This window comes from Microbacterium hydrocarbonoxydans, from assembly GCF_011752045.1.
Lineage (GTDB): Bacteria > Actinomycetota > Actinomycetes > Actinomycetales > Microbacteriaceae > Microbacterium.
The window spans coordinates 965,512-991,085 of sequence record NZ_JAAKXW010000001.1; the positions used below are offsets into that span (position 1 = coordinate 965,512).

General features: G+C 69.2%; 23 protein-coding genes. 10 read left to right on the forward strand and 13 right to left on the reverse strand.

Annotated elements, in window-relative coordinates:
* Nucleotides 1–70 precede the first annotated feature (70 nt).
* Nucleotides 71–1,063, reverse strand: a complete 993-nt coding sequence (locus G6G98_RS04580) for a stage II sporulation protein M (protein ID WP_067350649.1) — start codon at nt 1,061–1,063, stop codon at nt 71–73.
* A gap of 16 nt (nt 1,064–1,079) precedes the next feature.
* Here G6G98_RS04580 and G6G98_RS04585 point away from each other — a divergent pair, with 16 nt between their 5' ends.
* Nucleotides 1,080–1,889 carry an RDD family protein gene (locus G6G98_RS04585; protein ID WP_067350646.1) on the forward strand — a complete coding sequence of 270 codons (810 nt, stop codon included), beginning with the start codon at nt 1,080–1,082 and terminating at the stop codon, nt 1,887–1,889.
* Between the two features lie 24 nt (nt 1,890–1,913).
* On the opposite strand, the gene ahcY is transcribed toward G6G98_RS04585, so the two are convergent.
* Entirely contained in the window at nt 1,914–3,359 is a 1,446-nt protein-coding gene (gene ahcY, locus G6G98_RS04590) for an adenosylhomocysteinase (RefSeq protein ID WP_164233559.1), read from the reverse strand.
* A 47-nt stretch (nt 3,360–3,406) separates the two neighbouring features.
* Nucleotides 3,407–3,613, reverse strand: a complete 207-nt coding sequence (locus G6G98_RS04595) for a DUF3499 family protein (protein WP_067350641.1) — start codon at nt 3,611–3,613, stop codon at nt 3,407–3,409.
* 83 nt (nt 3,614–3,696) lie between these two features.
* Here G6G98_RS04595 and G6G98_RS04600 point away from each other — a divergent pair, with 83 nt between their 5' ends.
* Nucleotides 3,697–4,122, forward strand: a complete 426-nt coding sequence (locus G6G98_RS04600; RefSeq protein WP_243842001.1) for a hypothetical protein — start codon at nt 3,697–3,699, stop codon at nt 4,120–4,122.
* A 33-nt stretch (nt 4,123–4,155) separates the two neighbouring features.
* Here G6G98_RS04600 and G6G98_RS04605 read toward each other — a convergent pair whose 3' ends face one another.
* The 4 genes from G6G98_RS04605 to manA all read right to left on the reverse strand — a co-directional run bounded on the left by G6G98_RS04605 (nt 4,156) and on the right by manA (nt 10,240).
* On the reverse strand, nt 4,156–5,538 hold the full coding sequence (locus tag G6G98_RS04605; RefSeq protein ID WP_164233557.1) for a DUF5719 family protein: 1,383 nt from the start codon (nt 5,536–5,538) through the stop codon (nt 4,156–4,158).
* Nucleotides 5,535–8,519: a glycosyltransferase gene (locus G6G98_RS04610; protein WP_164233555.1), complete on the reverse strand. Its 2,985-nt coding sequence runs from the start codon at nt 8,517–8,519 to the stop codon at nt 5,535–5,537. Before G6G98_RS04610 ends, G6G98_RS04605 begins: the two co-directional genes overlap by 4 nt.
* A 113-nt stretch (nt 8,520–8,632) precedes the next feature.
* Nucleotides 8,633–8,950, reverse strand: coding sequence for a WhiB family transcriptional regulator (locus G6G98_RS04615; RefSeq protein ID WP_084788236.1), 318 nt, complete (start codon nt 8,948–8,950; stop codon nt 8,633–8,635).
* Nucleotides 8,951–9,112: 162 nt separating this feature from the next.
* Nucleotides 9,113–10,240, reverse strand: coding sequence for a mannose-6-phosphate isomerase, class I (manA, locus tag G6G98_RS04620; protein ID WP_164233554.1), 1,128 nt, complete (start codon nt 10,238–10,240; stop codon nt 9,113–9,115).
* 89 nt (nt 10,241–10,329) lie between these two features.
* Here manA and G6G98_RS04625 point away from each other — a divergent pair, with 89 nt between their 5' ends.
* The 5 genes from G6G98_RS04625 to G6G98_RS04645 all read left to right on the forward strand — a co-directional run bounded on the left by G6G98_RS04625 (nt 10,330) and on the right by G6G98_RS04645 (nt 16,643).
* The gene (locus tag G6G98_RS04625) at nt 10,330–11,745 is read left to right on the forward strand and encodes an O-antigen ligase family protein (RefSeq protein ID WP_164233552.1); all 1,416 of its coding nucleotides are present in this window, start codon (nt 10,330–10,332) and stop codon (nt 11,743–11,745) included.
* Entirely contained in the window at nt 11,742–13,040 is a 1,299-nt protein-coding gene (locus G6G98_RS04630; RefSeq protein WP_164233550.1) for an O-antigen ligase family protein, read from the forward strand. Before G6G98_RS04625 ends, G6G98_RS04630 begins: the two co-directional genes overlap by 4 nt.
* Before the next feature lie 149 nt (nt 13,041–13,189).
* Nucleotides 13,190–15,100, forward strand: coding sequence for a glycosyltransferase (locus G6G98_RS04635; RefSeq protein ID WP_164233548.1), 1,911 nt, complete (start codon nt 13,190–13,192; stop codon nt 15,098–15,100).
* Entirely contained in the window at nt 15,097–16,059 is a 963-nt protein-coding gene (locus G6G98_RS04640; protein WP_164233546.1) for a glycosyltransferase family 2 protein, read from the forward strand. Before G6G98_RS04635 ends, G6G98_RS04640 begins: the two co-directional genes overlap by 4 nt.
* Before the next feature lie 2 nt (nt 16,060–16,061).
* On the forward strand, nt 16,062–16,643 hold the full coding sequence (locus G6G98_RS04645) for a hypothetical protein (RefSeq protein WP_243842002.1): 582 nt from the start codon (nt 16,062–16,064) through the stop codon (nt 16,641–16,643).
* Nucleotides 16,644–16,645: 2 nt separating this feature from the next.
* Here G6G98_RS04645 and G6G98_RS04650 read toward each other — a convergent pair whose 3' ends face one another.
* From G6G98_RS04650 to glf, 3 genes are read right to left on the reverse strand one after another with little or no spacing between them, the layout of a single operon-like run.
* Nucleotides 16,646–17,380, reverse strand: coding sequence for an ABC transporter ATP-binding protein (locus tag G6G98_RS04650; RefSeq protein WP_164233542.1), 735 nt, complete (start codon nt 17,378–17,380; stop codon nt 16,646–16,648).
* Entirely contained in the window at nt 17,380–18,171 is a 792-nt protein-coding gene (locus tag G6G98_RS04655; RefSeq protein WP_067350615.1) for an ABC transporter permease, read from the reverse strand. Before G6G98_RS04655 ends, G6G98_RS04650 begins: the two co-directional genes overlap by 1 nt.
* A gap of 10 nt (nt 18,172–18,181) precedes the next feature.
* A complete protein-coding gene (glf, locus tag G6G98_RS04660; protein WP_164233540.1) occupies nt 18,182–19,318 on the reverse strand; it encodes a UDP-galactopyranose mutase in 1,137 nt (378 codons plus the stop codon).
* A gap of 62 nt (nt 19,319–19,380) precedes the next feature.
* Here glf and G6G98_RS04665 point away from each other — a divergent pair, with 62 nt between their 5' ends.
* Both G6G98_RS04665 and G6G98_RS04670 read left to right on the forward strand, forming a co-directional pair.
* Entirely contained in the window at nt 19,381–19,806 is a 426-nt protein-coding gene (locus G6G98_RS04665; protein ID WP_164233538.1) for a GtrA family protein, read from the forward strand.
* Entirely contained in the window at nt 19,799–20,767 is a 969-nt protein-coding gene (locus tag G6G98_RS04670) for a glycosyltransferase family 2 protein (protein WP_164233536.1), read from the forward strand. Before G6G98_RS04665 ends, G6G98_RS04670 begins: the two co-directional genes overlap by 8 nt.
* Nucleotides 20,768–20,825: 58 nt before the next feature.
* On the opposite strand, the gene G6G98_RS04675 is transcribed toward G6G98_RS04670, so the two are convergent.
* A complete protein-coding gene (locus G6G98_RS04675) occupies nt 20,826–22,121 on the reverse strand; it encodes a nucleotide sugar dehydrogenase (RefSeq protein ID WP_164233533.1) in 1,296 nt (431 codons plus the stop codon).
* Between the two features lie 50 nt (nt 22,122–22,171).
* Entirely contained in the window at nt 22,172–23,245 is a 1,074-nt protein-coding gene (locus tag G6G98_RS04680; RefSeq protein ID WP_164233530.1) for an acyltransferase, read from the reverse strand.
* Between the two features lie 76 nt (nt 23,246–23,321).
* Here G6G98_RS04680 and G6G98_RS04685 point away from each other — a divergent pair, with 76 nt between their 5' ends.
* Complete coding sequence (locus G6G98_RS04685) at nt 23,322–24,566, forward strand: glycosyltransferase family 39 protein (RefSeq protein WP_164233527.1); 1,245 nt, start codon at nt 23,322–23,324, stop codon at nt 24,564–24,566.
* Here the strand turns inward: G6G98_RS04685 and wecB are convergent.
* Nucleotides 24,515–25,573 (reverse strand): non-hydrolyzing UDP-N-acetylglucosamine 2-epimerase, encoded by a 1,059-nt coding sequence (wecB, locus tag G6G98_RS04690; protein WP_164233525.1) that lies wholly within the window; start codon nt 25,571–25,573, stop codon nt 24,515–24,517. The genes G6G98_RS04685 and wecB overlap by 52 nt on opposite strands.
* Nucleotide 25,574: the final 1 nt, after the last annotated feature.

Consider the following 25,574-nt stretch of genomic DNA (forward strand, 5'->3'; position numbering starts at 1 on the left):
GCCGCCGGCAGGGCGGGGTCTCGACGACAGGGCGGGGTCTCGACGCGCTCAGAACGAGCGCAAGTCTCCGTCAGCCGGCGACGAGACGCGGGGTGCCCGCCTCGTACTCGACGAGGTCGCCCGTCTCGCCCAGGCGGTGCGCCCGCCGGCCGACGACGAGCATGTAGATGAGGAAGACGGCGAGCGCGGCCGCGCCGATCCCGATCTTGACCGGCCAGGGCAGGGCCCAGCCGGTGACGAAGCCCTCGACGAGCCCGGCGAGGAACAGCGCGAAGACGAGGCCGATCGCGACGGTGGCGAGGGCGCGCCCCTGCGCGGCGAGGGCCTCGGCGCGCGAGCGGTGGCCAGGAGACACCCAGGACCAGAACAGATGCAGGCCCGCGGCACCGGCGACGAAGATGCTGGTCATCTCGAGCAGTCCGTGCGGCAGGATGTACAGGATCATCACGTCCGCCCGGCCGTGCGCGGCCATCACGGCGCCGGACACCCCGAGACCCATCGCGTTCTGAACGAGCACGTTCACGGGCCAGATGCCCGTGATGCCGAAGAGCACGCACTGCAGCGCGATCCAGGCGTTGTTGGTCCACACCATCCCCATGAACACGGCGGCAGGGTTCTCCGTGTAGTAGCCCGTGAAGCTCTCCTCGGCGTACTGCTCGAGAAGGTCGGGAGGGCCGAGCGTGGCGAGGAGCGCCGGGTCTGCGGAGATCCACGCAGCGGTGCCCACGGAGATCGCGATGAACACGACGGCGACCACGAGCGTCGTCCAGCGCAGCTGATACAGCGCCGCCGGGAGCTGGCGGGAGAAGAATCGCCCGGTCAGCGTGAGGATGTTGTCGGATGCCCCGGTCAGGCGCAGCCGTGCCCTGACCAGGATGGTGGAGAGATAGGCGCCCTGCGGCGAGTCCCCCACCGAGGTCTTCAGGTCGGCGAGGTCCGCGGAGGCGGCGCGGTAGCGGACGATGAGCTCGTCGACGCCGGTGCCGTCCAGCGGCGCGCGGCTGAGCTCCTCGAGCCGCTCCCACTCGGCCCGGCGTGCATCGGTCAGCGCATCGGCATCCACCTGATTTACTGTACTCATGTCCGCCCCGCTCGATACGTCCGACGAGGTCCTCTCCGGCGAAGCCGTCGCGATCGACGTGCAGCCGGTCGGCTTCCTGCTGCGGGCTCTCGGCGCGATCATCGACATGCTGCTGAGCTTCGCCGTCTTCATCCTGTGGATCTTCGTGCAGATCTGGCTGAGCGAAGCCGGCCTCCTCGACGAGGCGACGGGCCGCATCGCCACCGTGGTCTCGATCGTGGTGAGCTTCGTCGTGCTCCCGATCACGATCGAGGTCCTGATGAAGGGCCGCAGCCTCGGCAAGCTCGCGGTCGGCGGGCGGATCGTGCGCATCGACGGCGGTGCGACCGGGTTCCGTCACGCGTTCATCCGCGGGCTCCTCGGCGTCCTCGAGATCTACATGACGCTCGGCGGGATCGCGGTGCTCGCCGGAGCGTTCAGCTCCCGATCGCAGCGACTCGGCGACATGGTCGCGGGGACGTACAGCCAGCGGGTCAGGGCGCCGCGGCTGACCCCGAACGTCCCCGTGATGCCGCCGGCGCTGGCCGGCTGGGCGCAGATCGCCGACGTGGCCCGTCTGCCCGACCGGCTCGCCCGGCGCATCTCCCAGTTCCTGCAGTCGGCGCCGAGGATGGTCCCGGCTGCGCGGGCCCGGGTCGCCCAGGACCTGCTGACGGATGCCGCGCCCTTCGTGTCCCCCATCCCGCCTGCACCGCCAGAGCTGGTGCTCGTCGGCATCACGGTACTCCGCCGCGAGCGCGAACGCCGGGCGCTGCAGAACGCCGACGCCAGGGCCGAGCGCCTCACCGGACGCCGCGTCGGGATCTGAGCCCCGTTCGACGCGCCGGACGCCTCAGTAGCGGTAGTGCTCGAGCTTGTACGGCCCCTCGACCGGGACGCCGATGTACGCGGCCTGGTCTGCGGTGAGCTCGGTGAGCTTCACGCCGAGCGCGTCGAGGTGCAGGCGCGCCACCTTCTCGTCCAGGGCCTTCGGCAGCGTGTAGACGCCCGTCGGGTAGGCCTCGATGTTCGTGAACAGCTCGAGCTGGGCGAGCACCTGGTTGGTGAACGACGCGCTCATCACGAAAGACGGGTGACCGGTCGCGTTGCCGAGGTTCATCAGGCGTCCCTCGCTGAGCACGAGCACGCTGCGGCCGTTCGGCAGGCGCCACTCGTGCACCTGCGGCTTGATCTCGACCTTCTCGGCGCCCTCCAGGCCTTCGAGTCCGGCCATGTCGATCTCGTTGTCGAAGTGGCCGACGTTCGCGACGATCGCGAGGTGCTTGAGGGCGAGAAGATGCTCGGTCGTGACGACGTCGCGGTTGCCGGTTCCCGTGACGACGATGTCGACCTCGCCGGCCACGTCCACGAGGCGGGAGACCTGGAAGCCGTCCATCGCGGCCTGCAGCGCGCAGATCGGGTCGACCTCGCTGACGATCACCCGCGCACCCTGGCCGCGGAGGGCCTCGGCCGCGCCCTTGCCGACGTCGCCGTAGCCGCAGACGAACGCGACCTTGCCGCCCATCAGCACGTCGGTCGCGCGGTTGAGCCCGTCGGGCAGCGAGTGACGGATGCCGTACTTGTTGTCGAACTTGCTCTTCGTCACGGAGTCGTTGACGTTGATCGCCGGGAACAGCAGGTCACCGGCAGCGGCGAGCTCGTACAGGCGGTGCACACCGGTCGTGGTCTCCTCTGTGACGCCGATGAGTCCGGCGGCGACCTTCGTCCAGCGGTCGGGCGACTCCGCCAGAGAGCGGCGCAGCACGTCGAGGATGATCGTGTACTCGTGGGCGTCGCCCGCGGAGGCGTCCGGGACGGCGCCGGCCTTCTCGAACTCGACGCCCTTGTGCACCAGGAGGGTGGCGTCCCCGCCGTCGTCGAGGATCAGGTTCGGACCGTCGAAGCCCTCCGCCGACCAGTCGAAGATGCGCTCGGTGCACTCCCAGTACTCCTCGAGGCTCTCTCCCTTCCACGCGAACACCGGGACGCCGGCCGGCGCGTCGACGGTGCCGTGCGGGCCGACGACGACGGCGGCCGCAGCCTCGTCCTGCGTGGAGAAGATGTTGCAGCTCGCCCAGCGCACCTCGGCGCCGAGCGCCGTGAGCGTCTCGATGAGCACCGCGGTCTGCACCGTCATGTGCAGGGATCCGGCGATGCGAGCCCCCTTCAGCGGCTGCGCCGCACCGAACTCGGCGCGAAGGGCCATGAGCCCCGGCATCTCGTTCTCCGCGAGGCGGAGCTGGTGGCGGCCGGATTCGGCGAGGGACAGATCGGCGACGCGGAACTCGAGCTCAGGCATCCTCCCATTCTTCCATCCCGCATCGGAGGCGCCGTGCAGATGTCGGTTCAGGCGCGGAGGGCCTCGTGACGGACGACGAGCCAGCCGGCGGGCACGGAGAGCCTGTCCGCGTGCGGCGCGCACAGATCGTGCGCGTGCGGATGATGCGCGATGCCGAGCGGCCCCAGAGCCGCCATCTGGTCGCCGTAGTCGTAGGTGAGCGTCGCCACGGCCTCACGCGCGCAGCCGACCTTCGAGCAGAGTCTTCCGTCCATCTCCGTCAGGGTACGTCCGCGCCGACGCGAGACGCGGGAGCCGCGCCGCGCTCCCGCGCACCGGCAGCGCTTAGACTTTCCGCATGCCTCGTCGCCGCGCCGCCAGCGCCAGTCCCGCCCGTCGCGGCGCACGTCACGGGCGGCACGGCCGCCTCGGCCGCAGCGAGGTGGTGAGACCGCCGCTGGCGCCGCTGGAGGGCCGCATCGACCGGTTCGACCTCACCGTCGGCACCGCGGTGGAGTTCCTCCGCGGGACCTGGCCCGAGCTGCAGGAGGTGCGGTTCGAGATCGGCGCGATGCCGTCGTCCACGGCCTCGGACGAGGTCCCGAGATGGCACCTCGACCGCGAGAATCGCCGGATCGTGCTGTTCCGGCTGCCGATCGAGAGACTGCTCCCTCCCGGCCACGATGACGGCGCCCATCGGCGGATGGCCATCGAGAGCGCCGTGTTCCGGGCAGCGGCCGAGTACGTGGGGCGCGAGCCCTGGGATCTCGGCCACGACCACTGACCCCGGGGTCGGCGCACGAGCCCGCACCGGGTCTCACGGGTAGACCGTGATGCTCCGCTCAGGTCCGGCCGACGGCCACACCGGCCAGGTCGCCAGGGCGCCCGGCGCGTACATGACCACTGCGGCGTGCACCGGCCCGGTGGTGCGCAGAGCGTAGACCGTCCGAGGAGCGACGTCGACGGCAGCGGAGGAACCGGCCGGAACCGTGACCTCCTGTCCTCCGTCGACTCCGGGGAGCCCGAGGACGACGGTCACGTCGTTCTCCTCCCCGTTGGAGAGGACCAGTCGCGCGTCCGGTCCGCGCGGCACCGCGACGAGCGTCTCCTCTTCGAACTCCGGGGCAGGGAGCGTCCATGCGAAGTCGCTGTCCGGCCCTCCGCCGTCCTGAACCCTGACGCCGGCGAGCAGCGGCGACTCCGCCGCGACCTCCACCGTGTACGTCCCCGGATCGAGCGACGACAGCGAGACCTCGACGGGCTCGGCGGCGGTGAGCGGGACCGGGAACTCGTCGGCCACGCTCGACTCCCCCACCCCGCGCACTGTGACGACGGCCTCCGTGTCGGCATCCGGTGACAGCAGGCGCAGCACGCCGCTCGCGGCGTCGTCGCCGTCGCTCTGGAACATCTCGACCCCGGGGATCACCGGATGCCGCTGCGGACCGGCGACCCCGTCCTGCAGATCGATCCCCACCGGGTCGAGGGTGCGCGTCAGCGAGGACTGCAGCACGGCGCGGACCGGCGCTCCCGTCGCGGTCACCTTGACGACAGGCGCCTCCGCACCCGCCGCGATCGACGAGAGCGGGAGCGCGATCTGGGTGCCGGCCGGGACGATCGCGGTGCTCGTGCCGCGCACCGTCCCGAACACGGTGAGCGTCACGGTGGACGGCACCTCGCCGGGGTTCGTCAGGATGACGACGTCCTCCGCGCCGGTCGTCACGCTGCCCCCCATCAGCCAGGACTCCGTGCCCGCCTCGCGGCACGGTGCTGCGGCGAAGCCGGACAGGTCGGGAAGATCGAGATCGATGGATTCGGTGGCGCCGAGCAGCGGCGCCGCGCGTCCCTCGGCGACCGCGGTCAGACGCGGGAGCTCGCCGGCGCCGACGAGATCGCCGGCGGAGAGCGCCGTGCTCTCCGGGTCCCCTTCGGCGCCTCCGGCGGTGAGGCGGGGCGAGCCCGCCGACACCATCTGCTGCGGGTTCGAGGGGTCGCGGCCGAGCGCGCGGAAGTCCCCGTTGCAGACCACCACGGTGTCGCCGGGAAGGGGCGTGACGTCGACCTGGGCCGGTTCGTGCACGACGGCCGGCCACGGGAGCGCGATCCCTGCGATCACCCCGATCACGCACGCGGCCGCGACCGCGGCTCCGGTGAGCAGGCGTGCACTGGTCGCCGCGACCCGGATCGCCCGGTTGCCGCTCATCGTCGGTCCTCCTCGCGTGCGGGCATCGCCCCTTCGAGCTCCGGTTCCTGCGCCGGCTCGTCCGGATCGCTCGAGGGCTCGCCGACGTCGCCCGTGGGGGTCTCCTCCGCGGCTTCCGGCGTTCCCGCAGCCGGCTCCTCGTCGTGCGCGTCCTCCGCGCGCCCCGGCAGTACCAGGGGCTCCTCCGGAGCGCGCCCGACGATGCGGGACGTCGCCCTGGCGGCCCGCCGTGACGACCGCGTCGGGACGGCGAGCAGGAGTGCGGCGAAGAGCAGCAGCAGCTGGACGGTGGCCACCAGCCGGGCGGTCGCCTGCTCCCCCGCGGACAGGGCAGGCCGGTCGGCGGCCTCCGACTCGAGACGCCACAGCACGCCGCGATCGGTGTTGCCCGCCTGCACGAAGCCGGTGCGCTGGTCGATCGCGGTGATCGCCGAGGTGCGCAGGGATCGGGCCCGATCCGCCTCGTCCTCGCGCTCGGCGAGCAGGACGTAGCCGATACCCTGTTCGCCGAGTTCCGCGACCGCGTCGAAGTCGCGTGCGGACATCAGGTCGACCGCGAGCGTCGTGATGTCTGAGCCCTGGGGCGCCGTGGCGGTGGAGAGCATGGTCGCCTGCGCGCTGAGCGTCTCGCTGGTGCCCCAGACGACCTCCGCAGCCAGTCCTCCGTCGTCCTGGGGAGTGAGCACGAGCGTGCCGACCGGATCTTCGTAGCCGGCCTGCGCGGCCACGTACGCCGGGAGGGTCGAGGAGGGGCCGTTCCGCAGGGCCGACCTGTCGAAGTGGAACGCGGTGAGTGCAGGGACGGCGCACACCGCGACGGCGAGGGCGGCGACGAGCGCGGATGCCAGCCGCAGGCGAGGCAGGGTGATCGCGGTGTCGAGCGTCACCAGCGCGGCGCCGAGCAGACCGACCCAGGCGAGGCTGAGCCCGGCGCCCGGCCAGATCGGGACGGGGACGCCCTGGGCGAAGGACACCGTGATCCCGACCGCGAGGAATGCGGTGGCGATGCCGCTCAGCGCGACGCCGAGCAGGGTGATCCCGGCGCGCCAGCGCGGCGCGACCGCGGCGGCGAGCGCGAGGATCGCGAGGGGGGCGAGCAGGACGCCCGCCCAGCCGCCGAGCGGCTCACCGGCGAAGCCGATCCAACCGGCGAGGTCGGCGGTGGGGAACCCGGTCGCGAGCGCGAGCCGCCCCGCGGCATCCGCTGTCGCCTGGGGTCCGGCCCAGATGAGGCCGGGGTCGCCGAGGAGCGCCACCAGGCTGCCGTGCCGGAGCTGCCAGATCACGAGCGGGGCGAAGAGCGCCACAGCGGGCACAGGGAGCCAGAGCAGGCGGACGGCCCCGCGGAAGCGGGCACCCGAGAGGGTGATCCCGAGGGCGACCACCCAGAGCACGATCATCGCGGGGGCCAGCGAGGGCGCGCATGCCGCGACGGCGGCGAACAGGACGGATGCCGCGCCGGAGGCGCCCCAGGAGCGGTGTGCGACGACGGCGGCGTGGAACAGCCACGGGAGAAACAGGTGCACCAGCACCGCGGCGGGCCGTCCGTCGACGAGCGCGGTGAGGAACGAGGGGGCGAGCGCCCAGACGACGCCGGCGAAGATCCGCAGCCCCGACCGGTCGGTGACCCGGGTCGCGGCGAACCAGCCGCCGAGCACGGCGAGGGGCAGCGCGAGGATCCACAGCAGCACGAGAGAGAAGGAGGGCGCGGCGGGCGAGAGCGATCCGAGCACCGCCAGCACACCGGCGAACGGGTCGGCCGGTCCGACGACGTCGACGCCGAGCCCGCGGACTCCCCAGGAGGCGTCCGCCCACAGCGCGGTCACCGTCCTGCGCAGCGGGAGCAGCGCTCCCCCTCCGAGGACCGGCCACGCCAGCAGCGTGGTGAACGCGCCGATGCCGACCACGAGCGCCGCGAGCACGGCCCAGGCGCCGCCGCCGGAGAAGAAGCGCAGTTCGCTGACGGCGCCTCGTTCGCTGCCGTGTCCGTCGTCCAGCCGGCGACGGAGGTCCGCTCTGCTGACGCGCAGGGGCGCGATGCTCGCCCAGGTCGACGTCCGGAACGAGCGGATGCCGCGGCGCGAGCGCGCGATGGCCCCGAATCGCGCCATGGCCGTCAGCGCGGCTCCCCACTCGGGAGCCACGGCCTCAGGGCGCTTGCCGACGAGGTGGGTGACCGAGCGCCACAGCGCCAGCGGAAGCAGGGTGAGCCAGTGCAGCGGGAGGGCCGGGGCCGGGGCATACGCGAGCCGCCGATGCAGCTGCGCCACCCTGGTGACGTAGGCGCGGCGGGTGCGACCGGACGGCAGCGCCGCCGGGCCGTCGGGGCTCACGGAGACGCGAGCCGCAGGGGTGAGCACCACGCGACCGCCGCCCAGGCGCGCACGCACACCGAGATCGAGGCCTTCGTCGGCGCCCTTCAGCGCCGGATCCGGGCGCAGCGCGTCGCGGACCTCGCTCCGGATGAGCAATCCGCGGATGTCGGCTCCGAGAGCGTCGTCCCGGCCGTCATGCTGCCCCTGGTCGAGCTCGCCCGCTGCCAGCTCCACCGATCGGCCCAGCGCGGTCATGCTCACGCCGAGCGAGACGATCTCGCGCTGGCTGTCCGTCTGCACGAGCTTCGGGGCGGCGATCGCCGCGGAAGGCGAGCGCTCCAGTGTGCCGACCAGCCGCTCCAGGGCCCGCGGATGCGGGACGGTGTCGTGCGCGAGCAGCCAGACGGAGCTCCCGTCCCCGACCCGGGGCCTGGCGAGTTCCACCGCCTCGGCGAAAGACGTGCCGCTGCGCGCCTCGATGATGCCCTCGACGGAGGCCGCGACGGCCGGACTCTCGCGGGCGGTCACCGCGTCGCCGCAGATCACGAGCGTGATGGCGGCGGCCGGAGTGGTCTGGGAGCGCAGCGCGTCCAGCGTGCGGAGCAGTTGCGCGCGGGCGGAGGATCCGGGGCGCGCGACGATGATGGCATGGACTCGGGCTGGCATGACGTGGTCAGCCTAAGCGGGTCGCGGCGAGCGCGGGGTCAGTGGACCCGGCGTGGCCCCGAAGCCGTCCGTCCCTCGGACGAGCAATCGCGGGCTCGGCGTTCCGGTGGGGCTCAGCCCGCGCGGCGCTTGAGCTTGCGGCGCTCGCGCTCCGAGAGACCGCCCCAGATGCCGAAGCGCTCATCGTTGTTGAGCGCGTACTCGAGGCATTCGCCGCGGACGTCGCAGGAGGTGCAGATCCGCTTCGCGTCGCGCGTGGAGCCGCCCTTCTCGGGGAAGAAGGCCTCCGGATCGGTCTGCGCGCACAGAGCATCGCTCTGCCAGGCGAGCGCGTTGTCGTCGTCGGTCTCGACCTTCCGCACCCCGGGAACACCGAGGTTGATCGGATCGACGAACCAGTTCTCCGGTACGTCGGAACGGTATCCCGTCATCTCGATCTCCCAACCCTGTCTCCGCCCCCCGGCGGGCCGTGCTCCACTAATTACACCCGTGTCATTCCGATCGGTCAAGTCGCGGATCGTAAACCCTCAAGCCGCTCTTGAAAGTTCTTGACGACCTCTCGGCGTGTCGCGGAGACGGGAGCGACGGACCTGTCAGCGCCCGGGGGTCGCGATGAAGGCCTCACCACGGCCGGTGATCGTCACCGCGCCCTCGTCGGCGGTCGCGAAGACGGCGGTGCCCACGGGCACCTCCCGCTCGTCCGCACCCGAGCCGCCGACCGCGACCCGCCCTGCCGTGGCGAGCACCATGGTGGGTCCGGTGACCGGAAGCGTCACGGGTGCGCCGGAGAGGGAGACCCGGCGCAGCGCGAAATCGGGCACGGGGACCGGGTACTCGGCGATCGCGGCATCCTCCTCCGGCCGCAGTACCGGGACATCGCCCGGCTGCGTGTCGACGACGGCGAGCAGCTCGGGGACGTCGATGTGCTTCGGGGTGAGGCCGCCGCGGAGCACGTTGTCGCTCGCAGCCATGATCTCGACCCCCAGTCCGCGGAGGTAGGCGTGCAGGAGACCGGCGCGCAGGAAGAGACCCTCTCCGCGGTGCAGCACGAGGTGGTTCATCAGCAGTGCGACGACGACGCCGGCGTCTCCGGGGTGCACATCCGCCACACGGTCGATCGCGCGCAGGGTGGGCGCCCACTCCCCCGTCTCACTGTGTGCCGCGGCGCGGGCCGCGGAGATGATCTGATCGATCTCGCTCTGCGGCGCCTCGCCGAGCACCCAGGCGAGGGTCCGGCGCAGCGCGTCGCCCTCCCCGCCCAGGCGGTCGCGGAGCGCGGACACACCGGCGCCGTCACCCAGCAGCGAGAGCAGCTCCCGCGTCCGGTCCAGCGGACGCAGCCCGCTCAGCGACTCGAAGGTCTCGCTGAGCACCACCAGGAGCTCGGGCTTGTGATTGTCGTCACGGTAGTTGCGTCGCGGGTCGTCGGCGTCGAGCCCGCCCTCGCGCGCCCAGCCGGCTCGCGCCTGCTCGAGCGTCGGGTGCACCTGGATCGAGAGGGGCTCGTCGGCGGCCAGCAGCTTCAGCAGGTAGGGCAGAGCACCGCCGGTGACGCGGTCGAGCGTGCCGTCGCCTGCGACATCGGAGGGATCGGCGTGGTGATCGCCGAACCACACCTCGGCCTCCGGGGCGCCGGACGGCACCCGCCCTTCGAGCTCGGCGAGGAGGGTGCGGGATCCCCACGCCCAGGGGCGCGGCACGTTCGTCAGGCTCAGCAGCATGAGCACCAGCGTAGGACAGCCGCCCGCACCTGCGGAGGACGCGGCGGCGCTCAGGCGCACCCCCGGCCCGGCGCTGTAGCCTGAACGCGATGGCGCAGTACACGAAGCACCCGGTGTCCGCCCCGCCCGCCGCGCCGGAGCGCGAGTCGACGGGGCACCTTCTGCTGCGCGGATACATCATCCTGGTCCTCGTCGCCACCTTCGCGCACTCCGCCGTCTACAACCTCCTCGGCGAGCTCGGCGCGGCCGCGACGCTGCTGATCTTCGTCCTCGCCACCCTCGCCATCGGCATCCCCCTCCTCGCGCAGCGACGCCCCCAGCCGTTCCCGTGGCGCCGTCTGCCCTGGGCGGCGATCGCCTACACCGTGCTCGCGCTGATCTCCGTCGCCTGGTCGCAGTGGCGCGGGACCACCCTCGTCACCTGGGTGCTCCTCGCCACGGTCACCGTCAACGCGCTGTTCGTCGTCCAGGTCCTCACCTGGCACGAGATCGTGCGCGCCCTGTCCTCCGCGTTCAAGTGGATCCTCGGCCTCTCGCTCGCACTCGAGCTCTGGGTCGCACTGGTCGTGCGCGGCCCGATCCTGCCGAACTTCTTCCGGCGCCCCGAGGGCGAGGTCGACCCGCAGTGGTACTGGGTGCGCGGAAACCTCCTGGACGGCGGGCGCATCCAGGGGATCGTCGGCAACGCCAACGTGCTGGCGATCATCAGCCTGTTCGCGATCATCACCTTCGGCGTGCTGTTCGCCACGCGCGCCCGCTGGCGGGTGACGCTGGCGCTGTGGATGCTGCTGGCGGCATACTTCCTGTTCCGCGCGTCCTCCGCGACCGCGTACGTGTGCGCGGCGGCTGCCGCCGTCGTGCTCGTCGTGGCCCTCCTGATGCGACGCACCACGAAGCCCGGCGGGCGCACGCGGCTCTACGCGCTCTTCATCGGCGGCACCGTGCTGGCTGTCGTCGCCTTCTGGCTCCTGCAGAAGCCCCTGTTCGCCCTCCTCGGTCGCGATGCCGACCTCACGGGCCGGAGCGACAAGATCTGGGAGAAGGTCCTCGGCCGCTGGGCGGAGCATCCGGTGCTCGGCAACGGATTCGCGAGCCCCTGGATCCCCGCCGACCCCGCCTTCGACGGCTGGATCGTCGACCACGGCATCACGGTGTTCCACGCGCACAACATGTGGTTCGACGTGATGATGCAGCTCGGCATCGTCGGCCTGCTCCTCGTCGCCATCGCCTTCCTCAGCCTGCTGTGGCGCTCCTGGTTCTTCGCGGTGGACCGCCCGCGGTGGGATCTGAAGGCGGACAGGGACTACTCGCCGATCACGCTGCTGCCGAGCCTGTTCACGATCGTGTTGCTCGTTCAAGGGCTCACCGAATCCACGCCGATCATGCTCTGGGGATGGATGCTGCTGGTGATGCTCTCGTTCAAGATCAAGGCGATCCCGCTGGTCGGCGTCGGCGAGCGGGAGCGCGTGATCGAGCGCGGCGAGAGAGCGCGGCGGGTTCCGTGACGCCGACTCGCCGCCTCGCCCCGCTGCTCGGCTCCGCGGAGATGGCGCGCGCCTTCACGATCGCGGTCCTCACGACCGTGTTCGCGTCGTTCACGATCGAGCGGATGACGTCGCCGGTCACCCTCGCGACGATCGTGGCGGTGCTGTGCCTGCTGGGCGCCGCCATCCTGTGGGTGCGCCGCGAGGAGCTCTCGCTGCTGCGCATCGCCCCCTCCTCGCTCCTGGCGTTCCTCGTGTGGGCCGCGATCAGCCTGGTCTGGACGACCGACAAGTCCGACTCTCTCTTCGGATGGCTGTCCCTCCTCGGCTTCGCGTTCCTCGCGATCGTCGTGGGCCACATCCGCGACACCCTGCAGACCGTCAGGGCACTCGGCGACGCCCTCCGTGCGCTGCTGTCGGTGTCCCTCGGCTTGGAGATCCTCTCCGGGATCCTCCTCGACGTGCCCTTCACGTTCCTCGGCATCCAGGGGAATCTCGCCCTCGGAGGCCCGGTGCAGGGCATCTTCGGCAGCCGGAACATGCTGGGCTTCGTGGTCGTGATCGCCATCATCACCTTCGTGATCGAATGGCGTTCGCAGTCGGTCACCGCGCAGCTCGCGGTGCCGTCGATCGCACTCGCCACCCTGCTCGCGTTCCTGTCCTCCTCCCCCACCGTGCTGGTGCTCGCCCTCGCCGTGGGGGTCGTCGCCGTTGCGCTGACGATCGTCCGCCACGCTCCGGCCGAGCGGCGGAACATCGTGCAGTGGACGCTCGGCATCCTCGTCGCCTTGGCGCTGAGCGCCGCCTTCGCGCTGCGGCATCCGATCATCGCGCTCCTGGACGCCGGCTCCGACTTCTCGATCCGGGCGACGCTGTGGAACATGATCCTCGACTTCGTCGCGATCAAGCCCATCCAGGGCTGGGGATGGTTCGGCCCCTGGGCCCGCGGCGAGTATCCGTTCACGTACATCAACTTCCAGCTCGACGACCACCACCAGAGCGCACTGAACGCCTACTTCGACGTGCTGCTGCAGCTCGGCGCTGCGGGACTCGTCCTGTTCCTCCTGCTCGGCGGTGTGGCGACCGTGCGCTCCTGGCTCGTCGCGAGCGTGCGCCGGTCGGTGGTCTATGCGTGGACGCCGCTGATGCTCGTCACGCTCGCCGTCGACTCGATGTTCGAGAGCTTCACCCTGGTGGGCGCCGGCTGGTTCATGCTCGTGCTGTGCGCGCTGCGCGCCGGGCAGTCCCGCTCCTGGCGGGAGAGCATCGACGCCGCGCACACGGGCGTGATCCCGACGCTGGGCCGGGAAGCGTGACGACTGCGGACTGCGAGCACCGATCCGTGCGTTCACCGCCCGTTCCCCGCTGATCCGAAGGCGGCGGAGGGTAGGCTGATCTCTGCTCGTCGTGTCCAGCGCCTGTCGTCGAAGGCAGCGTGCGGCAACAAACTCCGGAGATCCATCCCGTGGCTTACGTCCTACAGAACGTCGTCTTCCCGCTCGATCGTGACCCCGACCTTCTGCCGTTGTACGCAGACCCCGAGACCTGGTCGGTGATCGAGGACGAGCCCGTCCGCGTCTCCAGCCGCGCGCACCTCGGCAACATCCTCGGGCGTCACCGCGCCCGCATCGTCGCCGGCCGCCGCGTGTCGCTCGGCACCTACTTCAACGCGTTCCCCGCGTCGTACTGGCAGCACTGGACGAGCGTCCGCGAGATCCGTCTCACGGTTCGAACCTCTGGCCCCGCGACCCTCCTGGTGTACCGGTCCAACGGCTCCGGCGTGCGGCAGCGGATCGCGACTCAGGAGGTCACAGGGGATGCGTCGACATCGTTCGATCTGGACCTCACGCAGTACAGCGACGGCGGCTGGATCTGGTTCGACGTCGTCGCGGACGAGAAGCATGCGGTCCTCGAAGGTGCAGAATGGACGACCGAGCAAGAGCCGGCACGCTCGGGCAAGGCGTCGCTGGGCATCACGACGTACAACAAGCCCGACTACTGCGTGGAGACGCTGCAGGCGCTGGCAGCGTCACCGGATGCGCTCGAGTTCGTGGACCGCATCTTCCTCGTGGATCAGGGCACGCAGCTCGTGGCGGAGCAGGATGGCTTCTCAGACGTCGCCGAACGACTGGGCGAGACGCTCCAAGTCATCCGCCAGGCGAACCTCGGAGGCTCCGGTGGCTTCGCACGCGCAATGCACGAGACCCTCCAGCGCTCGGAGAGCGACTTCGTACAGCTGCTCGACGACGACGTCCGCATCGAGCCGGAGTCACTTCGACGCTCGATCGTGTTCGGACAGTATGCGACCACTCCGGTGCTCGTCGGCGGGCACATGTTCGATCTTCTGGACCGCCCGAAGCTGCACGGCTGGGCCGAGGTCATCGACGAGGCCCCTTTCATGTGGCGCAATCTGTATCAGGAGAAGATGCCGCACGATTTCGGCGTCGCCAACCTGCGCCAGTCGACCCTGCTGCACATGCGGATGGATGCCGACTACAACGGATGGTGGATGTGCCTCATCCCGCTCGACGCGATCCGCAAGGTCGGCCTCTCCCTCCCCGCCTTCCTCAAGTGGGACGACGCCGAGTTCTGCCTACGCGCCCGAGAGGCCGGCTTCCCCACGGTGTCGGTGCCGGGCGTCGCGCTCTGGCACGTCTCCTGGGTGAACAAGGACGACACGATCGACTGGCAGGCCTACTTCCACGCCCGCAACCGCATCGTCGCCGGCCTGCTGCACTCGAACGCGCCACGGGGCGGGCGCCTCCTCACCCACAGCCGTCGCGTCGACCTCAAGCACCTCATGATGATGCAGTACTACCCGGTGGCGCTGCGGGCGCGGGCGCTGCGCGACGTGCTGTCCGGTCCGGACCACATGCGGGCGAACCTCGCGACCGCCATGCCGGCTGCGCGGGCGCTCGCAGCCGAGTACCCCGAGACCGTCGTCCACCGGGATCCGTCGACGGTCCTGCACGCCCGGCGCGGCAGGCAGGTCTACAAGCAGCTGTCGAAGAACGACCTGGACAACCCGACGGGCCTGCGCCTGCGCTGGTTCACGCTGTCCACCCTGCTGTCGCACTGGCTGCACAAGCCGCACGGGGCGAACATCCGCCAGCCTGAGGTCGAGTTCGGCAAGGACGACGCGCACTGGTGGCGCGTCCCCGAGTTCGACAGCGCACTCGTGAGCGCCGCCGACGGTTCCGGGAAGAACATCTACACCCGGGACAGGGCGAAGTACCGCCGGATGCTGCGCGAGACGGTGCGCCTGCACGCCGAGTTGCGACGACGCTGGCCTGAACTGCAGAAGCAGTACCGTGACGCGCTCCCCGAGCTCGTCTCACCCCAGTCCTGGCAGAAGATCTTCGAGGAGAAGGCATGACCGCGGCGCCCGCTGCATTCGATCCGGCATCGGCGACGATCGTCATCGTCACGTTCAATCGGTCTCACCTCCTCACGGGCCTCCTCGAGAGCATCACTGCGATGGAGCCGAAGCCAGGGCACGTCGTGATCGTCGACAACGCCTCCTCGGACGACACCACCGAGGTCGTCGAGTCCTTCCGGTCCAGGATCGGAACCGAGATCGTCTATCGGCGGCTGGAGACGAACACCGGCGGCTCGGGCGGCTTCAGCGAGGGCATGCGGACCGCCTACGAGCTCGGCTCCGAGTGGATCTGGATGATGGATGACGACGTCGAGGTGATCCCCGACGGGCTGGCGAAGATGGGCAAGTGGGCGCCGCGCTTCAAGAGCATCCAGGGCCGCCGCTACGACTACGACGGCAGCGAGTTCTACTGGCAGTACCGGATCGCCGAGCGCATGGGCATCCCGATCCCCTTCGCGCCGTCGGGCTTCGACTCGTCCGGCTTCAAGGAGATGAACAGCGGATGCTTCGAGGGCATGTTCATCCACCGCTCGATCGTCAAGCAGATCGGCCTGCCCGACCCCCGCTTCTTCATCTACTGGGACGACCAGATGTACGGCTGGCTGGCCTCGCGCAAGACCACCGCGGTGATCGTCGACGAGTTCGTGCTGCGGCGCACGCGCGAGATCCGGCAGTGGGATATGGGCATCCGCCACATGAACGCGTCGAGCAACGCCTATCGCTTCTACATCATGCGCAACCGCGCATACATCAAGAAGTACTACCGTGTGCACGGCGTCTACAACCCGGTGCTCTTCGGACTGGGCACGTCGATGACGTTCGCGAAGGAGCTGATCCGGCTCGTGTTCGTGGAGCGCACGATCCGGGGGACGAGCAACCTGTTCCGCGGGCTGAAGGAGGGCGGACGCCTCAGCCGCGACCGGTCCTGGCAGCCGATGGCACCCCTGGAGGCGTGAGGATGAGCGAGCAGCAGCCGGAGCTGCGCTGGGCTCCTCTCCCGCCGGCGCCGAAGCGGCGAGGCCGTGCCTGGCTGATCGCGGGGCTTCTCGCCGGGGTTCTCGTCACCGCCGTGGTGCTGCTGTTCTTCCTCATCCCGCGCGAACCCGATCCGCGCCCCGAAGCCACGAGCTCGCCGACCCCTTCACCTTCCGCGGCACCGACGGCCACCCCGTCGCCATCCGCGACTCCCACCCCCGTTCCGGTCGTCACGTCGCCGCCCCCCGTCGATCCCGGGCTTCCCGCGTTCCGCGATCAGGTCAGCGGGTGGTTGGACGACGCGCCCTACGGGCTGGACATCATCGCCGCGAACAGCAACCAGGATGCGCTCCCCGTCGTCGACACCCTCCGCGAGGATGCCCAGCGCCTCGCTGATGCTCAGGCGCCCTCCTCCATCAGCGCGCAGTGGCGCGACGGCGTCGCCGCGTATGCGCAGACGCTCGTCGACCTGCGATCCGCGCTCTCATCCGGCTCGGGGACGGCCGAGGCGCTCGACGCCGCAAGGTCGTCGCTTCAGAACGTGCGTTCGCTCGTCGGGCTCTGAACCTACGCCGTGTGATCGGCGTTGTACCGGGCGAGCACGTCCTTGATCGGAGCGTCCATCACCAGACCGCCCTTGTCGAGGTACAGTCCGCGCGTGCAGAAGCGGCGCAGATCCCTCTCGTTGTGGCTGACGAAGAACAGCGTGCGCCCCTCGGCGAGGAGCTCGTCGATGCGCTTGTAGCACTTGTCCCTGAACGCCTTGTCGCCCACCGCCAGGACCTCGTCGACGAGGAGGATCGGCTCGTCGAGCTGCGAGACGACGGAGAACGCGAGACGCACCTTCATGCCGTTGGAGAGATGCTTGTACGGCGTCTCCTCGAACCCGGCGAGTTCCGCGAAGGAGATGATGTCGTCGTAGCGGCGGGAGACCTCGTCACGCGACATGCCGTGCAGACCGGCGGTCAGACGCACGTTCTCGCGCACGGTGAGGTCGCCGACGAAGCCACCGGTGATCTCGATGAGCGGGGCCACCCCGCCGTTCACCACGACGGTCCCCTCATCGGCGAGGAGGACGCCGGCCACCAGCCGCAGCAGCGTCGACTTGCCCTGCCCGTTGCGCCCGACGACTCCGATGGACTCGCCAGGTTCGACGGTGAACGACACGTCCCGCAGCGCCCAGAACTCCCCCGGGCGCGAACGCCGCGAGGCGCCTGCGAAAAGGTCCTTGAAGCTCCGCCGCCCCCGGCGGTTGCGGCGGAAGCGGACGCCGAGCCCCTTCACCTCGATCGCGGCGGCCATCACAGCTCCTTCAGCACGGGACGCTCGAGCACGCGGAACGTCCACATCCCGAGGAAGAGGATGCCGACGGACATCAGCGCGCTGATCAGCACGGGCACGGGGTTCCAGAGCTCAGGGAAGAATCCGACGCGGTACAGGGTGAAGATGCCTGCGAGCGGATTGAAGGCGCCGATCGTGTCGAACGGCGCGGGAAGGTCGTCGAAGCTGTAGATCACCGGGGACGCATAGAAGAGCGCACGCAGGATCAGGGCCGTGGTGCGCTCGAGGTCGGTATACAGCACGCAGAGCGGCGCGACCAGAAGTCCCAGCCCGACGAGCAGGACGACCTGCAGCAGGACGGCGACGGGGAACCACAGGAGCGACCAGCTCACCGTCGCTCCGCTGAAGACCGCGAACAGCACGAGGACCGGCATCGAGAACAGGAACTCGATTCCCTTGCTGAGCACGATGCGGTTCACCCAGATGGACCGCGGGATCGCCGTCGAGCGCACGAGGCGCGAGTCCTTGCGGAAAGCCCGGGTGAAGTCCGAGACGGAGGTGTTGAACCACACCCACGGCAGCAGGGCGACGATGAGGAACACGATGTAGGGCTCCTCGCCCACGGTGCGGTGGAACACCTGCGTGAACACGAACCAGTAGATCGCGCTCATCACGAGAGGGTCGAGCACCGACCACAGGTAGCCGAGGAAGCTCGTCGCGTAGCGGACCTTCAGGTCCCGGGCGGACAGCAGCCACAGCGAATGCAGATAGCGCCGGGGCGTCCCGGGCGCCCCGACAGCAGCGTGACTCACGGTGTCGAGTCTACGAGAGGGAGTTGTTCCAGAGCGACAGCGCCGAGCCGATGGCCATGTGCATGTCGAGGTACTGGTAGGTGCCGAGGCGGCCGCCGAAGTGGACGTCCTTCTCCCCCTTGGCGAGCTCGCGATACGCCAACAGGCCCTCGCGGTCGGTCGGGGTGTTCACCGGGTAGTACGGCTCGTCCTCACGGTTCGCGAAGCGGGAGAACTCCCGCATGATCACGGTCTTGTCGCCGTCGTAGATGTCCTTGCGCTCCGGGTGGAAGTGCTTGAACTCGTGGATGCGCGTATAGGGCACGTTCATGTCGGGATAGTTCATGACGCTGGTGCCCTGGAAGTCCTTCATGTTCAGGACCTCCTGCTCGAAATCGAGCGTGCGCCAGCTGAGCGCGCCCTCCGCGTAATCGAAGTAGCGGTCGACCGGCCCCGTGTAGACGACCGGGACCTGACCGACGGTGGCCTTCTTGCTCAGCGGCTGGGACTCGTCGAAGTAGTCCACGTTCAGCTTCACCTCGATGTTGGGGTGGTCGGCCATGCGCTCCAGCCAGGCCGTGTAGCCGTCGGTGGGCAGGCCCTCCCAGGTGTCGTTGAAGTAGCGGTTGTCGTAGGTGTACCGCACAGGGAGCCGGCTGACGATGTCGCCGGACAGCTTCTGCGGGTCGGTCTGCCACTGCTTGGCCGTGTAGTCGCGGAAGAACGCCTCGAAGAGCGGCCGGCCGACGAGCGCGATGCCCTTCTCCTCGAAGTTCGCCGCCGTCTTGACGTCGAACTCGCCCGCCTGCTCCTTGACCAGCGCGCGCGCCTCGTCAGGCGTGTACGCGGCCTGGAAGAACTGGTTGATCGTGCCCAGGTTCACCGGCATCGGGAACACGACGCCCTTGTGGGTCGTGTACACCCGGTGCACGTAGTTCGTGAAGGTCGTGAAGCGGTTCACGTACTCCCACACGGTGGCGTTCGACGTGTGGAACAGGTGCGCGCCATACCGGTGCACCTCGATCCCGGTCTCCGGCTCCGCCTCGCTGTACGCGTTGCCGCCGATGTGGTGACGGCGATCGATGACGGTGACTTTGCGGCCGGCTTCGGCGGCGCGCTCGGCGATGGTGAGGCCGAAGAAGCCCGACCCGACTACGAGGAGATCCATGCTTCCCATCGTATCGGGGGTGCGGAGTCGGACCTGGGCGCCGACTCTGAGAGACTAGACGCGTGCCGAGATCAGTCCCACTGCTGTCAGCCCTGTGGGGCCACAGCGCGTTCCGGTATCTGGCGGTGGGCGGATTCTGCTTCGTGGTCGATGTCGGCCTTCTCTGGTTGGCGCACGACCTGCTCGGCGTGCCGCTGACCGTGGCGACGCCGCTCGCCTTCCTGGCGTCGTTCGCGGTCACCTACACGACCCAGCGACTGATCGCCTTCGCCTCCGAGTCCAAGGTCGTCCCGAGCGTCGCCCGCTACACGCTTCTCGTGGTGTTCAACACGCTCGCGACCACCGGCATCGTCTGGCTGATGGACACCACCGGAGCGGGTTGGCTCGCGGGCAAGGTCGTAGCAGTCGTCGCCACGACGATCTGGAACTATTTCGCCTACCGTTATTGGGTGTTCGCCACCCCTGCACCCCGGAGTTCGGATGTATAAGAATGCGGTCATCGCCGCCGTCGTGCCGGCCTACAAGGAAGAGAAGATGATCGCGAGGGTCATCGAGACGATGCCGGACTTCGTCGACCATATCGTGATCGTCGACGACTGCAGCCCCGATGCGACGAGCGAGGTCGTCCGCAGCGCCGACGACCCCCGGGTCACCCTCATCCGTCACGAGATCAACCAAGGCGTCGGCGGCGCGATCATCACGGCGCACAAGGCCGCCATGGAACTCGGCTCCGACGTGAACGTTGTGATGGCGGGTGACGCGCAGATGGATCCGGCATACCTGCCCGCCCTGCTCGACAAGGTGACGGACGGCGGTTACGGCTTCGCGAAGGCGAACCGCTTCTACTCGCCCGAGTCGTTCCACGGGATGCCCGGATACCGAGTCTTCGGCAACATCGTGCTGTCGTTCTTCACGAAGCTGGCTTCGGGTTACTGGAACCTCTTCGACCCGCAGAACGGGTACACCGCCGTGCGCACGGAGGTGCTCTCGAGGATTCCTCTCGATCGCGTAGCGAAGCGATACAGCTTCGAGAACGACCTGCTCATTCATCTGAACATCCTGCAGATCCCTGCCACAGACGTACCCATTCCCGCAGTGTACGGAGACGAGGTCTCCAGCATCCGACTCGGCAAGGTCATTCCGGAGCTCCTCAACCGCCTCACCGTCGGCTACTGGACGCGCATCTGGTACCGGTACGTGCTCTGGTCGTTCTCGCCCATCGCGCTGCTGCTGTTCGCGGGCCTCACGCTCTTCGTCATCGGCATCGGCATCAGCGTGTGGGTCATGTTCCAGATCGCGGGGTCGGTGGTGGCGACCGCGGCGACAGTGATGCTCGCCGCGTTGCCACTGATGATAGGTACGCAGATGCTCATCAGCGCCCTGCAACTCGACATCCAGGCGACACCGTCGACTCCGACGTTCCCCGCCTACTCCCGCTCAGAGGATTGATCGCAATCGCGCATCGCCGCCCCGAGTGCGCCGGGGACGGCGATGCGGATCGCTCGGCTCAACCGGCGGTGCCGACGACGATGCGCGGTGTGCCCGCCCACAGCGCGGCATCGGACGCGTTGCGGCCGTCGACGAGCATCTTCACCCCGGGGATCTGCGCCGGGGAGAGGTTCCTGTACTCGGCGTGGTCGGTCTGCAGGATCGCCAGATCGGCGGCGCCGCCGATCTCGTACGGCTCGAAGCCCAAGCCGCGAAGCTCCTCATCGGTGTACAGCGGGTCATGCACGGCGACCTCGGCGCCGCGCGCCTTCAGCGCTGCCACCGTCGGGAAGACACCCGAGAACGCCGTCTCCTTCACTCCGCCACGATACGCGGCGCCGAGCACGACCGCGCGCAGACCGCTGAGGTCGCCCAGAATGCCCTCCGCCTGCTGCACCAGTCGCTCCGGCATGGACGCATTCAACTGACGCGCGACGCGCACGATGTCGGCGTCAGGATCGGTCGACAGATACAGTCGCGGGTATACCGGGATGCAGTGACCGCCGACGGCGATGCCTGGCCGGTGGATGTGGCTGTAGGGCTGCGAGTTGCACGCCTCGATCACCTTGTACACGTCGATCCCGTGCGATGCGGCGAACAGGCCGAACTGGTTCGCAAGACCGATGTTCACGTCACGGTATGTCGTCTCCGCAAGCTTCGCCATCTCCGATGCTTCGGTCGAGCCCAGATCCCACACGCCGTTCGGGCGAGGCAGGTCGGGCCGCTCATCGAACTGCAGCACCGCTTCGTAGAACTCCCGTGCGCGACGGTTGCCCTCGTCTGAGAGTGCGCCGATCAGCTTCGGGTACTTGCGGAGGTCTTCGAAGACGCGACCGGTGAGCACCCGCTCGGGCGAGTAGGCCACGTGGAAGTCCACGCCCTCGGTGAGGCCCGACCCCTCCTCCAGCATCGGCTTCCACCGGGTCCTGGTCGTGCCGACAGGCAGCGTCGTCTCATAGGACACCAGCGTGCCAGGGGTCAGGTGCTCGGCCAGCGACCGCGTCGCCGCGTCCATGTACCTGAAATCCGGCTCCCACGTCTCGTCGTTCACGAACACCGGCGCGACCAGCACCACCGCGTCCGCACCGGGGATCGCCTCCGCATAGTCGGTCGTCGCGCGCAGCCGGCCGGCCGGGATCAGTTCCGCGAGCTTCTCTTGCAGGTGGGCCTCACCGGGGAAGGGCTCACGCCCGGCATTGATCGTGTCGACCGCCCTCTGATTGACATCGACGCCGATCACGTCGTGACCGGAGGAGGCGAACTGGACAGCGAGGGGAAGCCCGATCTTTCCGAGGGCCACGACAGCGATACGCATGATGCCCAGTCTACGCGGACGCACCTGAAGCGAGTCACGCTCGGCCCGGATCAGAACAGTCTGCGGATGAACGGGACCCGCCGGAGCGGGATGACGATCGCGAAGGACAGCACCACGACGATCACCCAGACGAGGGTGCCCGTCGCCACCGACGTGGTCGCGGCGGTCGAGAACCATGGAAGCGAGCGGACCAGGATCAACAGGACGAAATGGACGAGGTACACTCCGAAGGTTGCATCCGACAGGGTTACCAGGATGCGCGCGTGCCCGGCGCTCGCTTCACTGCGGAACACACTGTTGACCCCGACGAACAGGGCGATGGCGAGCACCACGGTGACGGGACCGAGATAGCTCTGGGACAGCGCCGCGGAGACGAACGACCCGGGTGGGACGGCACCGGCCTGGAACACTGTCCACGCCAGCGCGAGGATGACGACCCCTGCGCACGCCGCAAGGGCAGCCCCCTTCAGTCGCACGTCTCTCAGGGCGTAGCCCGCCACGAAATATCCGACGTACGGCACCCATTGCGTCAGGGCGAGCAGGGTGAGCCTGGTCGGATGACCGGCCCAGGTGAGGAGAGCCGCGCTGGAGTAGGTGAGGACGGTGATCAACAGAGCGCCGGCCGCGAGCATCACCGCGCGCCGCCGCCCGCCGCCGCTCATGAAGGCGCGCAGAACCGGGGAGACGATGTAAAGGCCGACGATCAGCCAGAGGAAGTAGAGGTGAGTGTACGGCTCACCGCGCAGCAGGAGCGCGGCTATGGCGCCAGGTCCTTCATGGAGACCGCTCAGCCATTGACGGACGACGATCAGGTAGAACACCTGCCAGAAGACGAAGGCCGGGGCCAGCCGCATGAGGCGACGACGGTAGAAATCCATCGGTCCGTGCCGATGCGGACGCTCCCCGAGCAGGAGGGCGCCGCTGATCATCACAAAGACCGGCACCGCCCAGATGAACCCGGCGTTCAACGCGACTGCCACCCACCACGACGCCGTACCCTGGATCTCCGGCGAAGTCCGCAGGGCGCCGAACGTGTGGATGCTGACGACGCCGACGATCGCAACGACGCGCAGGACGTCGAGCCCCCGATGACGCCGGGGGGTTCGGGGAATGCTCTCAGTCATCCCAGTACGCTATCCCGGAGTGGCCTGCCGCGAAGAACCGTTCCGAGGTGAGCAGCGTGCTAGCGTGAGTCGCGCTATGGCACCTTCCCGTCTGCTCTCTTGGTTCCTGCGCCACCGCAGCGCGCTGCTCATGTGGGCGGTCCTCGCCTCGACCTTCGCGCTCACGTATGCGACATACGTTCGCTGGTACCGGATGTTCTATCCCGACTCGAGGTACTACCTCGCGATGGCCTACCTCTTCCTCGGGAACGATCCCGATGCAGCGAGAGAGCTGACGGTGGACTACGCCGCCCCGCGCAACATCGACGTGCCGCCCGTCTCCGATCTGTTCGGCTGGGGGCTCGTGCAGCCGCGGGTGGTGCTACCCGCCCTGAGCGCACCGTTCATCGCCCTGTTCGGGCCGGCCGGACTCGCCGTCGTCCCGCTCCTGGCAACCTTCGCGTTCTTGATCATCGCGGTGGTCATGCTCCGCCGCCGGTTCGGGACGCTCGTGGCCCTTCTCATCGGCCTTCTCGTGAGCACCTCACTGTTCCTGGTCTCGATCGGAACCGGCATGCTGACCGAGGGGCTGTCCGCGCTCTTCACCGCCCTCGCACTTCTGCTCACGTGGCGGTGGCTGGAGCGCCGCCGCCCCTGGCTGCTGGTCGCCATCGGCGGGGTCACGGTGCTGTCCGCGTTCACCCGTCAGGCCACACTGATCATGGCCGGCGCCTTCATCTCCGCATGGGTGCTCGGATCGCTCATCGAACGGCGCAACAGCAGGCTGATGTGGCCCGCTCTCATCGTCGGGATCGCGGCCGTCGGATGCCAGGTGATCCAGATGCTCGTCTTCCCGTCGTTCTCGCAACTCGACCAGTTCCTCGCGCAGGCAGGCGCCGACACCCTGGGCGAGGCACTCCTCAACGTCCCACGGATGGCCCTGGACATCGTCCGGGCGGACGTCCTCACCATGCTCCGCGGCGACCGGTCGCTTCTTGTGCTGATCTGCCTGGCCGTCGTAGGGATGATCCTCTTCTGGCGTCGGTTCGAGTCCCACCTGCTGCTCGGCGCGATCGCGGCCACCGCCGTCTACAACATCACGAACGGCACGCCGACCCAGTTCAGGTACGCGACGCCGGGCCTCATCTTCTGGATGCTCGCCGCCGGCATGCTGGTCGCCGCGACCGTCACCTGGATCCGCAGCTCTCGGAACAATCCGACCGCGCTCCCCGGTATGGCGGAGGACCCGGCGGACGACGCTCTCGTCGTCGAATCCTCCACCCGCGACGATCAGGCGGAGAGCACCTCGATCACGCGGCGAGCCGCGGACCCGTCGCCGTAGGGGGCGGCGTCAGTCGCCGCGGGCGCCGGTCGTGACACGACCGACGACAGCTCCGCAGGATCGGACACCAGGACGTTCCACCCCAGTTCGACCGTCTCGACCCATTCCGTCTCCGTGCGCACGGTGGTGCACGGCACGCGAAGCAGGAACGCCTCCTTCTGCAGCCCGCCTGAGTCGGTGACCACATGTCCGCTGCTCAGCACGGCCGCGATGAGGTCCTGGTAGGCAAGCGGTCGGTGCACGCGCAAGCTGCCCCGCTCGAGCTCCACACCGAACTCCGCCGCCCGCGCGACGAGCCGCGGATGCGCGAGCAGCACTGTGGGGGTGCTCAGCGCGCCCAGAGCCTCGACGATCTGAGCCAGCCGGAGGGGATCGTCGGTGTTCTCTGCACGGTGGATGGTTGCAATCTGGAACGCGCCCTCGGTCAGCCCGAGTTCGGCGACCAGCGTCGAAGGCCCGCCGGCGATCTCATCCCTGGTGGCGTAAAGGACATCCGTCATCACGTCTCCCACCAGCACGGATCGGTCGGCGAGCCCCTCCTTGGCGAGGTGCTCCATGGCGACCGCGGTCGGTGCCAGGAGCAGGTCGGCCGCATGGTCCGTGAGAACACGGTTGTGCTCCTCCGGCATCCGCCTGTTGAACGATCGAAGACCAGCCTCGAGGTGGGCGACGGGCACGTGCAGCTTCACGGCGCTGAGAGCGGCCGCGACGGTCGAATTCGTGTCGCCATATACCAGCACCCAATCGGGCGCGTGGGTCTCGATCACGGCGTCGAGCTGGGAGAGCATGGCGCCGGTCTGCACACCGTGGCTTCCTGAGCCGACGCCGAGATGCACGTCGGGCGCCGAAATCCCGAGTTCCGAGAAGAACACGTCTGAAAGCATTGGATCGTAGTGCTGTCCGGTATGCACGATCACGTGCTCGACGCCGGCAGCTCGAGCGGCGCGGTCGATGGGGGCGAGCTTGACGAACTGAGGACGGGCTCCGACGACGCTGAGGATCTTCACC